15 protein-coding genes and 1 riboswitch are annotated in these 12527 nt (G+C 37.1%); of the genes, 8 read left to right on the top strand and 7 right to left on the bottom strand.

Annotation, left to right across the window (positions count from 1 at the left end):
* Window positions 1-37: 37 nt before the first annotated feature.
* Together VF726_RS06790 and VF726_RS06785 are read right to left on the bottom strand one after the other, a co-directional pair.
* Complete coding sequence (locus VF726_RS06790; protein ID WP_440166908.1) at window positions 38-1102, bottom strand: tetraprenyl-beta-curcumene synthase family protein; 1065 nt, start codon at window positions 1100-1102, stop codon at window positions 38-40.
* A 37-nt stretch (window positions 1103-1139) separates the two neighbouring features.
* Complete coding sequence (locus tag VF726_RS06785; protein ID WP_440166906.1) at window positions 1140-1943, bottom strand: lysophospholipase; 804 nt, start codon at window positions 1941-1943, stop codon at window positions 1140-1142.
* Between the two features lie 74 nt (window positions 1944-2017).
* On the opposite strand from VF726_RS06785, the gene VF726_RS06780 reads away from it, so the two are divergent.
* The 3 genes from VF726_RS06780 to VF726_RS06770 all read left to right on the top strand — a co-directional run bounded on the left by VF726_RS06780 (window position 2018) and on the right by VF726_RS06770 (window position 4361).
* Window positions 2018-2530, top strand: a complete 513-nt coding sequence (locus VF726_RS06780) for a gamma carbonic anhydrase (RefSeq protein WP_000640209.1) — start codon at window positions 2018-2020, stop codon at window positions 2528-2530.
* A 142-nt stretch (window positions 2531-2672) separates the two neighbouring features.
* The gene (locus VF726_RS06775) at window positions 2673-3206 is read left to right on the top strand and encodes a phosphatase PAP2 family protein (RefSeq protein WP_440166903.1); all 534 of its coding nucleotides are present in this window, start codon (window positions 2673-2675) and stop codon (window positions 3204-3206) included.
* A 12-nt stretch (window positions 3207-3218) separates the two neighbouring features.
* Complete coding sequence (locus VF726_RS06770) at window positions 3219-4361, top strand: glycosyltransferase family 4 protein (RefSeq protein ID WP_440166901.1); 1143 nt, start codon at window positions 3219-3221, stop codon at window positions 4359-4361.
* A 280-nt stretch (window positions 4362-4641) separates the two neighbouring features.
* Here VF726_RS06770 and VF726_RS06765 read toward each other — a convergent pair whose 3' ends face one another.
* Entirely contained in the window at window positions 4642-5244 is a 603-nt protein-coding gene (locus VF726_RS06765; protein ID WP_440166899.1) for a molybdenum cofactor guanylyltransferase, read from the bottom strand.
* Window positions 5241-5750, bottom strand: a complete 510-nt coding sequence (locus VF726_RS06760) for a MogA/MoaB family molybdenum cofactor biosynthesis protein (RefSeq protein WP_063223620.1) — start codon at window positions 5748-5750, stop codon at window positions 5241-5243. Before VF726_RS06760 ends, VF726_RS06765 begins: the two co-directional genes overlap by 4 nt.
* Before the next feature lie 253 nt (window positions 5751-6003).
* On the opposite strand from VF726_RS06760, the gene VF726_RS06755 reads away from it, so the two are divergent.
* Window positions 6004-6183, top strand: a complete 180-nt coding sequence (locus tag VF726_RS06755; RefSeq protein WP_000424805.1) for a hypothetical protein — start codon at window positions 6004-6006, stop codon at window positions 6181-6183.
* Between the two features lie 6 nt (window positions 6184-6189).
* A complete protein-coding gene (locus VF726_RS06750; protein ID WP_440166896.1) occupies window positions 6190-6369 on the top strand; it encodes a hypothetical protein in 180 nt (59 codons plus the stop codon).
* A 41-nt stretch (window positions 6370-6410) separates the two neighbouring features.
* Here VF726_RS06750 and metK read toward each other — a convergent pair whose 3' ends face one another.
* Entirely contained in the window at window positions 6411-7610 is a 1200-nt protein-coding gene (gene metK, locus VF726_RS06745) for a methionine adenosyltransferase (protein ID WP_000163118.1), read from the bottom strand.
* A 169-nt stretch (window positions 7611-7779) separates the two neighbouring features.
* A riboswitch (SAM riboswitch) is annotated at window positions 7780-7901 on the bottom strand.
* Window positions 7902-8129: 228 nt separating this feature from the next.
* Between metK and pckA the strand changes: the two genes are divergently transcribed.
* The gene (gene pckA / locus VF726_RS06740; protein ID WP_144612162.1) at window positions 8130-9716 is read left to right on the top strand and encodes a phosphoenolpyruvate carboxykinase (ATP); all 1587 of its coding nucleotides are present in this window, start codon (window positions 8130-8132) and stop codon (window positions 9714-9716) included.
* 293 nt (window positions 9717-10009) lie between these two features.
* Window positions 10010-10207, top strand: a complete 198-nt coding sequence (locus VF726_RS06735; protein WP_440166893.1) for a hypothetical protein — start codon at window positions 10010-10012, stop codon at window positions 10205-10207.
* 272 nt (window positions 10208-10479) lie between these two features.
* Here the strand turns inward: VF726_RS06735 and VF726_RS06730 are convergent, their stop codons facing one another.
* The gene (locus VF726_RS06730) at window positions 10480-10863 is read right to left on the bottom strand and encodes an ATP synthase subunit I (protein WP_048656097.1); all 384 of its coding nucleotides are present in this window, start codon (window positions 10861-10863) and stop codon (window positions 10480-10482) included.
* A 279-nt stretch (window positions 10864-11142) separates the two neighbouring features.
* Between VF726_RS06730 and VF726_RS06725 the strand changes: the two genes are divergently transcribed.
* Window positions 11143-11364, top strand: coding sequence for a hypothetical protein (locus tag VF726_RS06725; protein WP_000639043.1), 222 nt, complete (start codon window positions 11143-11145; stop codon window positions 11362-11364).
* 28 nt (window positions 11365-11392) lie between these two features.
* Here the strand turns inward: VF726_RS06725 and VF726_RS06720 are convergent, their stop codons facing one another.
* On the bottom strand, window positions 11393-12298 hold the full coding sequence (locus tag VF726_RS06720) for a DMT family transporter (protein ID WP_440166890.1): 906 nt from the start codon (window positions 12296-12298) through the stop codon (window positions 11393-11395).
* Between the last annotated feature and the right edge of the window lie 229 nt (window positions 12299-12527).

Genomic DNA, 12527 nt, shown 5'->3' with positions numbered 1-12527 from the left:
AACAAAAAAAACCACTCTACATGAGTGGTTTTCTTCATCACTGCGCCATTTTCTTTCGGTACATCTTCCCGTTCCAATAGAAGAATCGTGAAGTGAGGCCACCGTATTTTACAATGCGCCGTGCCATTTTGTGCATATTCTTTTGTGCTGATACTTTTTGATCTGATAAATAAATACCAAGTAACCCTCGGCTTATAAGGCGATGAAACTTCGCATGAGGCAAATCACCAATGCTCTTCTCTGCTTCTTCTACAAAGTGTTTCATCCGATCTAATATTGCTTGCTCATTTTCGTAATAACTACAGAAATTCAAATCCCCGCCAGCGCGGTCTTCTTCTTGATCAATGAAATAATCAAGTAAGATATGAAGCCCTTGTACGTAAGGGAAATATCCTTGTCTAATTTTCGCAATATCTTCATCATGTAATTCATCATGAAAGGCATATGCGACAAGACAGAATATTCCAAGTGTAGAACCGGCACATGCTGAAAATTCAAACCAACTCATCTCAGGTAAGTTTTCTTTATGCGCTTCAAACCACTTTTGTAATCGTGGTTCTCTTTCTTCTAACTTCACGTGTTTATGAATTTGCAAATCACAATAATAACAAGCAAGTTCATGAAGAACAGGAGCAATTTTGTCATAGTGCTTCGTTTTCTTTAAAACATCTTGGCACGTTTCAACAAGTTCATCTAAATAACCACCATCATCTTGATCATCACGATAACGATAATAATTACCGCCACCTTCTACTTCAGGTGATAATGCCATTAACATCGATTCATGCAACGCGGCGAAATCATTCGGATCAAGTGATGTACTGCGATCACATAAATTATCTAAGTAGTCACTAATCGTTTGATATGCGACGATAAAACGAATACATTCCTCACGGTGTTCATTCGCTAATAGCGCTAAAATGCCACCGCCTTCGCAATGAAACGTTTTATGCTCAATACTTGCGATTGCCTGACTATGAAGCTCATCATTCGGAATATGGTAGGCACGCTCTTTCCACATCGCTAGCTCATGGTGTACAACCGGAAACACATCACGGTATACTTTCGCCATGAGCGTTATGGGATTACTCGGTACGTTCACTTCTTCCTTCATCTCCTCTATTCAATGTACAAATAATTTACTTATTTGTTTCTATTATGTTATGGATGCGTATTTCAGTAAATGACTGAATATAATTCAAAATTTCATCACGCTCATACTCGTTTAATAACTCATGATAACAATTCGGCCATTCTTTATATGCCTTATCACTTATTTTAACATTATCAAACCAAGTGCGGACACGTGTTTTATCTACAAGTTTATCCTCACATGCTTGCATTAGCAAGAGTGGAACGTCTGGAAAATCACCTATTTTTTTATGAGCAATTTCAATAGACTTAATTAATTCACTATACCAACGTACTGACACTTTGCGCAAGAACAATGAATCATTCTCCATCGCATCTCTCACTTCATGATTACGTGTTGACATTTCCACTGTAAGATTCGTTGCAAATTGCAATTTTGGGGCAACGATATTTAATATTTTTGACGCAGCTCGAAGCGGAGCAGCAGGTGCAGCTAATACGCCTAAACATGGCGAACTTAAAATAATACCGTCTACATCTTCTCTCTTCGTTTCTTGCATCATACGAATGACGATAAGACCGCCCATACTATGACCGAATAGAAAAATAGGTAACCGATACTTCCTTGCCTCTTTCATCCACAATTTAACTTCCTCTATGTATTCATCAAATGAATCAATATGTCCTCTATTTCTTGAAGTCGTTCCGTGCGACGGAAGGTCTCCCATCACGACGTGGTAGCCACTATGATTCCACATTTCCGCAACAGCTTCGTAACGTCCGTGGTATTCCATTGCGCCGTGCACGATAACAACGACAGCTTTCGCTTCCTCTGCTTCATAATTCCACATACGGCTCTCCTCCATTTCACTCTTTCTCATAATTTGATACACTGAAACTAGTCTCTAGGAAAGGAAGGCTTTACATGATATACCCTTACAAAGAAAAAAATCCGAAAATTGCGAGTAGTGCTTTTATCGCTGACTATGTTACGATTACAGGCGATGTTTCCGTTGGCGAGGAATCAAGTATTTGGTTTAATACAGTCATACGCGGCGATGTGTCACCAACAATCATTGGAGACCGAGTAAATGTACAAGACCAATGTACACTCCACCAAAGCCCTCAGTATCCTCTTATTTTAGAAGATGATGTGACAGTTGGACATCAAGTTATTTTACATAGCTGCCATATAAAAAAGGATGCTTTAATTGGAATGGGCTCTATTATATTGGATGGTGCTGAAATTGGCGAAGGAGCCTTTATCGGTGCTGGAAGCCTCGTTTCACAAGGAAAGAAAATCCCGCCAAACACATTAGCTTTCGGTCGTCCAGCGAAAGTCGTTCGTGAGTTAACAGAAGAAGACCGTAAAGACATGGAGCGAATTCGCACACAATATGTTGAAAAAGGTCAATATTATAAATCACTACAAAAGTGATTTTACCGCTGCCATAATACTGGCAGCTTTTTTTATAAAATCTAACTTTTTCTTTACAAAACATTATTACTCCCTCAATAAAATCTTATTAAAATAAAAGCTAATATCTCCATATATATGTAAGCGAGGGAGGAGAATTTTCATGAAGGTCAGTGGACTATATAAAATAGAATGTTACATTTTCAAAGGAATTAACCGGTACTTTGATCAAAAAACATTAAATATCTTTTTCAGCAATATTACTCATATCGGTGGCGCTACTTTCTCTATTGCACTCACACTTTTCTTTTTAATTTTCGCAAAAGGGACTTTACATCAAGCTGCAATCGCAACTGCTATTTCTTTAGCAATTAGCCATATTCCGGTGCAAATATTAAAGAGATGGTATCCGCGAAAACGTCCTTATTTAACAATTCAGGATGCAAAATATCCAGTCCATCCATTAAAAGACCACTCTTTCCCATCTGGTCATACAACAGCCGTTTTCTCTGTCCTTATTCCATTTATTTGCTATAATCCGAGTTTATTTGTTTTTCTATTACCGTTAGCATTATGCGTTGGTATTTCTCGCATTTATTTAGGGCTTCACTATCCGTCTGATGTATTCGTCGGTATGTGCCTCGGCACTTGCTCTGGCATCATCTCTTTTTATCAATTCATCCCACTTTTCACATAAAGGAGTGATATGATGAGAGTCGCCATTTTTACCGATACTTTTACGCCACAAGTCAACGGGGTTGCGAAAACATTAGAACGATTAACACGTCACTTTCAGAAAGAAAAGATTGCCTATTCTGTTTTCGCCCCTCAGCATACAGCTGAAGATAATTTCGTGGCTAATGTAAACAAGATGAGAAGTATCCCGTTAACAATATTATATCCAGAATGTCGCTTTTCTTTTCCTACTCCGCGCATTAAACGAGAACTTCTTGCTTTTAAACCTGATATGATTCACATTGCCACACCTTTCAACATGGGACTTTATGGATTGTATTATGCAAAAAAGTTAAACATCCCAGTTGTCGGTTCTTATCATACTGATTTCGATGCTTATTTACGCTATTACAAAATCGAATTTCTCTCCAATATGCTTTGGAACTATTTAAAATGGTTTCATAGTCATATGCAAAAAAATTTCGTTCCTTCTTTTGAAACGTTACACCAACTAAAAAATAAAGGCTTTCAAGCCCTCTCCATATGGGGACGTGGTGTAGATTGCACACTCTTTCATCCATCTTACAATACAGACCTATTCCGAAAAAAATATAATATTACAGCGAAGTATGTCCTTTCCTACGTTGGACGGATTGCCCCTGAAAAAGATATTGATACGTTGCAACACCTTATCGTAAAAACAGCGCATACTCGAAACGACATTCATTGGCTCATCGCTGGAGACGGTCCTCTAGCACCCAATTTACGTGAAACTGTTCCGCAAACAAATGTAACCTTTACTGGATATTTACAAGGTGCAGATTTAGCTGAAGCATATGCTTGTTCTAACATCATGGTATTTCCATCAGCTACTGAAACATTCGGGAATGTCGTACTTGAATCGCTTGCATGCGGTACACCTGTCATTGGTGCAAATAGTGGTGGGGTTAAAAATATTATTACAGATGGAAAAACGGGAGTTCTTTGTCCGCCCAAAAATGAGAACGCATTTCTATCATCCATTTATTCTTTATTACAAAATGAAGAAAAACTGGAGCAAATGGGAATAACAGCTTCATCTTATGCAAAATCAAAAAGCTGGGATGAGATCTTTCGTGGCTTGCTTAACCAATATGAAGAAGTCCTTCACCATAACGCATCAGAGTTGCTTGCTTAAATAGAAAAACTCCCTTCAAAAAACGAAGGGAGTTTATTACACAGTTGTAAACTTTACTTAAACAAATGATACACAAGGTTAAACATCACTGTATTCCTATATTCATTATAACAAAAATAAATATAACTAAATAGACTTGTAATAAAAACCCATAAAAATTAATATATGGTTATACAGTGTTTTAACTGTATATTGATTTTAAGAATTCCCCTTAAAATCAACTTACTCACATACCTTTATACAGTAATTGTTCCCCAATTTCTGTATATCAAAAAACCTTTCATTCATTTGAAAGGTCTTTTTGAGCCTGTACATATTCTTCTTTCGTATTCACATTTATAAACCAATCTGCATTCGCCTGTACCTCTTCACCAGCAATATATTTCACATTACATTGTGATAAAAGATGACCCATACTTCTTTTTTCTTCTTGAAGCAAAGCATAAATCTTTTCTTTCACACGGTTATGATACGCTGCAAGTAACGGTTGTTTTCTTCCATTAATAATAGGTACAACTGCATCATACTCATCGCTTGTTTGCTCTAATAAAATGGTAAACCATTCATGCAAAACATTTGGCGCATCGCAAGGCATAATAGCGTACCAATCTGCTTCTATATATTCCATTCCTGATACAATTCCAGCAAGTGGGCCGTTTCCTTTATAATGCGGAATATCTTCTATAACAGCAACTTGTACCAGTTGCTCTACTCGCTCTTTTATATCAGAGTGACTAATGACCACAACTTCTTGGAGCGCAATTTTCATCACTTTCACAATATGCTCAATAAAAGTACTACCTTGCCAGCTCGCTAACGCTTTCGGCTCACCGAATCGACTCGACATACCGCCTGCCAATACAATTCCAGCATACTTACTCATTGGCGATGCAGCTCAAATGTAATATGACCTAATTCCGGTAAAATCAATTTATTCATCGCAAGGCGAACTGCGCCGCTAGATCCTGGCATCGAGAAGACAACTTTGCGCCCAATTGTACCACCGATTGCTCTACTTAACATTGCGCTGCTTCCGATATCTTCTAAATAACTAATCATGCGGAACAATTCACCAAATCCAACAATTTCTTTATGTAATAGCGCTGATACTGCTTCAATTGTGACATCACGTTTCGTAATACCAGTTCCGCCATTTGTTAATACAACATCGACATCTTCCCTATGATAACCAGCTAACACTGCTTGCTGAATACTTTCTTTATCATCTTTTACAATTTCATAAGAGGTCACTGTATGGCCTGCTTCTTTTAACAATTCATGTAATAGTTGTCCGCTCTTATCCGTCTCTTCTGTACGTGTATCGGAAATCGTTACAATCTTGCAGCGCACTTCTTTTGGTGCTTGTTTTTTATGTTCATTGACACTCATTTTTCCTCTTCCTTTCTTAAAGACTTTTCTTCATTTTATCATACATATCTTTACACAATTATGTATGAAGCCGATGATGCATCATGATACAATATAAGTATACTAATCCACAAAAAGGAAAATAAAAAAACATTCTTTCTTATCCCCCTAGACTTCACATCATTAGCTAACCTTTAACTTTTCTTATATTTTCTACATAGTAGAATTCAGTTTTTAAAATTGCACTACCAAATAAATCGGAGGTCTACATATTATGGAACTATATAAAAAATTAACAACAACATTCATCCTCTTATTCGTCGCTTCCATTACTGTCGGCTTTTCTCTAAAAGGCGCAATTCCATACGCTACATTAGTAAGCATTATATTCGCAACACTATTTTTACTAAGCAGTGCCTTTTGCGCAGGTAAAGCACGTCAAATGAAAGGATGATTACATATGTTCAAGAAGAAACCAATCCATTGTAAATCATGCAAAAAAGAAATACAAACGTATGAAAAAGCATGGATTCATATGCCATTTCCGGCAAGCGGAATGACGAATATGAAAAAGTATATTGAGCTAGATGGCGAAGTGTATTGTAACTCATGCATTCAAATTATAAGTAAAACGAAATAAAAAAAGCTTTGCGCTCACCGCGCAAAGCTTTTTTTCATATATTATAGACCAGCTTGCTCTTTTAAAGCTGCAGCTTTGTCTGTACGTTCCCATGTTAGATCTACATCAGTACGTCCGAAGTGGCCGTAAGCTGCTGTTTGTTTGTAAATTGGGCGACGTAAGTCTAGCATTTTAATAATACCAGCTGGGCGAAGATCGAAGTTGTTACGAACTAGTTCTACTAGTACGTCTTCAGATACTTTACCAGTGCCGAACGTATCAACTGAAATTGATACTGGTTGTGCTACACCGATTGCGTATGCAAGTTGTACTTCTGCTTTGTCAGCAAGACCAGCTGCTACGATGTTTTTCGCAACATAACGAGCTGCATATGCTGCTGAACGGTCAACTTTCGTTGCATCTTTACCAGAGAATGCACCGCCACCGTGGCGAGCGTATCCACCGTAAGTATCAACGATGATTTTACGTCCTGTTAAACCAGCATCACCTTGTGGTCCACCAATTACGAAGCGGCCAGTTGGGTTAATGAAGAATTTCGTTTCTCCATCCATTAATTCTGCTGGAACGACAGCTTTAATTACATGCTCTTTTAAATCGCGATCGATTTCTTCCCATGTAACATCTGGATGATGCTGTGTAGAAATTACGATTGTATCTACACGTACCGGTTTACCATTTTCATCATACTCAACTGTAACTTGCGTTTTTCCATCCGGACGTAGGTATGATAATGTATCATCTTTACGTACTTCAGTTAAACGGCGAGCTAATTTGTGAGCAAGCGAGATTGGAAGTGGCATTAACTCTTGTGTCTCATTACATGCGAAACCAAACATTAAACCTTGGTCTCCTGCACCAATTGCCTCAATCTCAGCGTCAGTCATTTGACCTTCGCGTGCTTCTAGCGCTTGGTCAACACCCATAGCGATGTCAGCAGATTGCTCATCGATAGATGTTAAAACTGCACAAGTTTCTGCATCGAATCCGTATTTTGCGCGTGTGTAACCAATGCCTTGAATTGTTTCACGAACGATTTTTGGAATATCTACGTAAGTAGAAGTCGTAATTTCCCCCGCTACCAATACTAAACCAGTTGTTACAGTTGTTTCACAAGCTACACGTGCATTTGCGTCTTTTGATAAGATCGCATCTAAAATTGAATCAGAAATTTGGTCACAAATTTTATCTGGATGTCCTTCAGTTACAGACTCAGATGTGAACAGATGACGTTTTTTTGTCATGTGGTAAACCTCCCTACAGTAATTGTATATATTGTACGGAACTCATCCTTAATTTGCCACAAATTGCGACATACATTTATTCTCCCACACAAGCATACAGAAAAACCTTTCCCACTTTACATAGAGGAAAGGTTTAATTTGCTACTTGCATACTGCTTTTTGCCCTTCGCTCTTATCGTTCGAGACCTGTAGCCTCGCACAGGTTTTAGCACCTATTCACCTGTATTTACCACTACAAGTGAGGTTGCTGGGCTTCATCGGGCCTGTCCCTCCGCCAGCTCGGGATAAGAGAGTATCCGTCCCAACCTATACTAAAGAAATGATATTCATTTGTCAATTAATATTCACATTTTCCTGAAAGTTTTTCTCAATACGCCTGAAATGAAATATTAATAAGGAAATAATGCATTCACACAAACAAAAAGAAATAAATAGTATACATTATTTATATAATTGTGTTATACTATTGTTGGGGATTACGAGAAATATTTCATTAAATGAAAAGGATGGTATATAAATATGAGTACTGTGAATGTCCAAATTGGTTTACACGAATTATTGAACGGAAGCAATGCACAGATTCAACTAAGTGTTCCGCAATTAGTGGAAAAAGTATTAATGCGAAATGAAGGGAAATTGACTTCTACTGGTGCCGTTTCTGCTTCAACAGGAAAATATACAGGACGTTCTCCTAAAGATAAATTTATTGTGAAAGAAGCATCGGTTGCTGACAAAATTGCTTGGGGAGCAGTGAATCAACCGATTTCTGAAGAACATTTTAATAAATTATATACTAAAGTTTTAGAATACTTAAAAGAAAAAGAAGAGTTATTCGTCTTCAATGGATTTGCAGGCGCTGACCGCAATTACCGCCTACCAATTCAAGTTATTAACGAATATGCATGGCACAATTTATTTGTACATCAATTATTCATTCGTCCAACTGAAGAAGAATTAACAACTCATGAATCAGAGTTCACAATTGTTTCTGCACCGAATTTCAAAGCTGATCCAGCTGTTGACGGTACAAACTCTGAAGCATTTATTATGGTTTCATTCGAAAAACGTATCGTACTAATTGGTGGTACAGAATACGCTGGAGAAATGAAAAAGTCAATCTTCTCTATTATGAACTTCTTACTACCTGAACAAGATATTCTTTCTATGCATTGCTCTGCAAACGTAGGTGAAGAAGGCGACGTAGCACTATTCTTCGGTTTATCTGGAACAGGTAAAACAACATTATCTGCTGATCCAAACCGTAAATTAATCGGTGATGATGAGCATGGTTGGTCTGATAACGGTGTATTCAATATTGAAGGCGGTTGCTACGCAAAATGTGTAAACCTTTCTCACGAGAAAGAACCACAAATTTTTGATGCAATCAAATTTGGATCTGTTTTAGAAAACGTTATCATTAATAACCAAACGCGTATCGCAGACTACAACGATACTACTTTAACAGAAAATACTCGTGCTGCATACCCTATGCATGCGATTGACAATATCGTACTGCCAAGTGTTGCTGGACACCCAAATACAATCATTTTCTTAACTGCTGATGCATCTGGCGTATTGCCTCCAATCAGTAAGTTATCAAAAGAGCAAGCTATGTATCATTTCTTAAGTGGTTACACTAGTAAACTAGCAGGAACAGAGCGTGGTGTTACATCTCCACAAGCAACATTCTCAACTTGCTTCGGTTCACCATTCTTACCACTTGATGCATCTCGCTATGCTGAAATGCTTGGTGAAAAAATCGAGAAACACGATGCGAAAGTATTCTTAGTAAACACTGGCTGGACTGGTGGCGAATACGGCATTGGTAAACGTATGAACTTAGGTTATACTCGTGCAATGATTCAAGCTGCATTAAGCGGCGAACTTGCGAAAACTGAGACAGCTAAACATGATATCTTCGGTCTTGAAGTTCCACTTCACGTACCAGGTGTACCTGACGAAGTGTTAATGCCTGAACAAACTTGGGCTGATAAAGCTGCTTACAAAGCGAAAGCAATCGAACTTGCGAGCGAATTCAAAGAGAACTTCAAAAAGTTCGACAGCGTGTCTGAAGATATTATTAACTTAGGCGGTCCAATCGCTTAAGTACAAACTTTCTGTTGGAATAACCCTTTTTACTCATATGAATAAGTGTCGTGTAACCGTAAAGTTTCGCGTACTCACCGACAAAACCCAATGCGGCTTAACGGTTATACACACTTACATAAAAAAGAAGCTTACGTAAAAAACGTAAGCTTCTTTCTATATCTTATATAAAGTGAAACGTTAATCTCTTCATCTGTGACTTACTTTGTTAAAATACAGAAAATTCACTTTATAATCGTTCGTTTTTAGTTTTTTTATGATACAATTTACATATACAGGAAAGGATGAGATCTATGAAAAATTTTTCTCATACAGGAAAAATTTTATTCAGTTACGGAGCGATCCAAATATTTTGGGGACTTGTGATGCTTAACGTTAATTTATTTGAGCATACAAGTGAAACGATAAAATACATTATTCTAATTACCGGAATAGTTTGTTGCATTGTATCTAACTTTTTTAAAGAACATAAGAGTCATATTAATACGTGATTTCATGTTAACTTATTGGAAGCTGAAACCTGTATTTTATGCAAAGTTTCACTTCCTGTTGTACGATCCATCACCGAATCAATAATCCCAGAGTAAGCCCATTTCCATACAGACAAATCACGCTTTCGAACATATAAAGTATATCCCTACTCACTACATCCTTCTGGTTTCACATCGCATGGGGCTAAAACAGGCCCTGACCGCTTCTATCCCTCGCTGGATCCTCTATTCCATCCAGAAGAGGCTTTTTATCTTTTTATCTTTTTATCTTTTTAACTCTTCGTTAATTCTTTCTCATCTTTCATACTATAGTATCCTAAATTCACAACAATTAAGAAATAACCGCCCATAATCCCTACTGCAAATGCCCACATAACCATATGGTGCTCAATTTCGTACATAATAATAGCACCCAAAATAGCAGCGGCAAAACGGTTAAACATACCGAGCGTCGGTGCTTTCGTTTTCTTTACGATACTATCTCCAAGCTTCTCAATTCGTCTTCCTAAAAGCCAAACACAGTACATACTTACGATAAGTCCAATTCCTGCACCTAGAAAATGTGCTGAAAACGGTGTTAACATCCATCCTAGTAAAAGAAAACCTAGTAAATAATACGATTGAATTTTAAACGATCTTAATGACATACTAATCATGCTGTTCTCCTCTTCCGTAATTTTTATCTATCCAACAAGAAATTCTTTTCAAGTCTATACTGCTTACATCCATTTCACTCAAATTAAAAACAACATAAACAGTACGTTTATGTTGTTTAAATGTTTTTAGGAAATAATATTATACAAGATTTCAAAGATCATCCCCCCATAATTTGTGACGTTTTTCCAAACATTTTTCGTCCATTTATGAAAAAAGTGATATCAATCTATGAACATACGGATATGATGTAATAAGCACACAAATAAAGGGGGCGTCTAATGATTTATTTTTTAATGGCTCTCATTCACCTCATTATCCCTGCACTTATTGGACTTTCATTGTATTGGTACACGAAAAACCACAGTATTTTCTACGCTGTCCTCGGTGTCCTTCTTCCGGGTATTATCCTTATCACTCTCTTCCGTATTCCATTTTTAAACTTAATTCCACTTATTACTGCAATCTTATTTCTCGTCTTCTTACCAAAAATAAAAAAATAGGAAAGCAGATCATAGGTGATCTGTTTTCCTATTTTGATATAGATTCCTCCGCAATAGAATGCACTTTTATTTTCTCCGATTTCACAAACCATAGACCGAAGAAAATAATAATTCCACCGATTATTTGTTGAAACGATACATATTCATTTGCCCATACAGCTGCAAATAAAACGGCAACCAGTGGCGTTATATACATATATACCATAGTATGTGACGCCCCAATTTTTTGAACGCCTACATACCACATCACTAAACCGAAGACCGTTACAAAGAAAATAGAATATAATAAAGCAAATAGTGTGATTCCATGTGTAATATGAAATGGCATTATAAATACGTATGGTCCACTTAAAAGCAAGAGCGGAATTGCACCAACTAATGCTGACCATGCGGTAACTCGTAGTGCTGAATATTTTCTAATTAATGGACTTGCTAAAACAGGATAAAGCCCCCAGCATATTGATGTAATGAGTCCAATCCCATTTCCATAAAAAGAACCAGCAAGTGAATTCCCTGCTACTAAAACTAATGCTGCCCCACCAAAAGCAATGATAGAGCCGATGACCTTTCTAGAAGAAAACTTTTCTTGTTTTAAGAAAATCGCAAATACAGTTGTAAAAATAGGTGAAATAGAAATGAGTAAAGAGGCATTTGTAGCGGATGTATATTTGACAGTTTCCATAAATAACGTTTGATACAGTACAATACCTACAACGCTAACGATAATTAATCTAGGTATATCCTTTCGCTCCATATAAACCGACTTTTCAATAAAAAATGTAAGGAGTAACATAAGCGGTGCCGCCGATATCATCCGAAGTGCAGTAAACTCAATTGCTGTAAATTCTAACAGTCCATATTTTGCAATCGTAAAATTAATCCCCCAAATAATAACGACACTTAAAATTAATACCTCAACTCCCCATTTTCTCATGCGTATCCCCTCCGCAAATACGATTATACAGAAAATTCAATCATATGTACATTTCATTATGTGAAAAAATCTTTGGATTGTCTGGAGAGTTTTGTTTTGTTTGATACATGAAATTATATCGGCGATTTTTCGAATATATCAGTGCAACTCGAATTATATCAGCGATTTTTTAAATATAGCGACTTATACAATAAGAAAAGGTGATTCCAAAACACATTTTGGAACCACC

The sequence above is a fragment of the Bacillus sp. Brlt_9 genome (assembly GCF_051948935.1).
Taxonomy (GTDB): Bacteria; Bacillota; Bacilli; order Bacillales; family Bacillaceae_G; genus Bacillus_A.
Note: the sequence above shows the minus strand (reverse complement) of the source record. Positions and strands in the feature narration are given on the sequence as shown.

Excerpts from the sequence above, each read along its gene's own strand:
- VF726_RS06785 (WP_440166906.1), bottom strand. The coding sequence starts at position 1,943 with ATGTGGAATTATGAAGCAGAGGAAGCGAAAGCTGTCGTTGTTATCGTG.
- VF726_RS06780 (WP_000640209.1), top strand. The coding sequence starts at position 2,018 with ATGATATACCCTTACAAAGAAAAAAATCCGAAAATTGCGAGTAGTGCT.
- VF726_RS06775 (WP_440166903.1), top strand. The coding sequence starts at position 2,673 with ATGAAGGTCAGTGGACTATATAAAATAGAATGTTACATTTTCAAAGGA.
- VF726_RS06770 (WP_440166901.1), top strand. The coding sequence starts at position 3,219 with ATGAGAGTCGCCATTTTTACCGATACTTTTACGCCACAAGTCAACGGG.
- VF726_RS06765 (WP_440166899.1), bottom strand. The coding sequence starts at position 5,244 with ATGAGTAAGTATGCTGGAATTGTATTGGCAGGCGGTATGTCGAGTCGA.
- VF726_RS06760 (WP_063223620.1), bottom strand. The coding sequence starts at position 5,750 with ATGAGTGTCAATGAACATAAAAAACAAGCACCAAAAGAAGTGCGCTGC.
- VF726_RS06755 (WP_000424805.1), top strand. The coding sequence starts at position 6,004 with ATGGAACTATATAAAAAATTAACAACAACATTCATCCTCTTATTCGTC.
- VF726_RS06750 (WP_440166896.1), top strand. The coding sequence starts at position 6,190 with ATGTTCAAGAAGAAACCAATCCATTGTAAATCATGCAAAAAAGAAATA.
- metK (WP_000163118.1), bottom strand. The coding sequence starts at position 7,610 with ATGACAAAAAAACGTCATCTGTTCACATCTGAGTCTGTAACTGAAGGA.
- pckA (WP_144612162.1), top strand. The coding sequence starts at position 8,130 with ATGAGTACTGTGAATGTCCAAATTGGTTTACACGAATTATTGAACGGA.
- VF726_RS06735 (WP_440166893.1), top strand. The coding sequence starts at position 10,010 with ATGAAAAATTTTTCTCATACAGGAAAAATTTTATTCAGTTACGGAGCG.
- VF726_RS06730 (WP_048656097.1), bottom strand. The coding sequence starts at position 10,863 with ATGATTAGTATGTCATTAAGATCGTTTAAAATTCAATCGTATTATTTA.
- VF726_RS06725 (WP_000639043.1), top strand. The coding sequence starts at position 11,143 with ATGATTTATTTTTTAATGGCTCTCATTCACCTCATTATCCCTGCACTT.
- VF726_RS06720 (WP_440166890.1), bottom strand. The coding sequence starts at position 12,298 with ATGAGAAAATGGGGAGTTGAGGTATTAATTTTAAGTGTCGTTATTATT.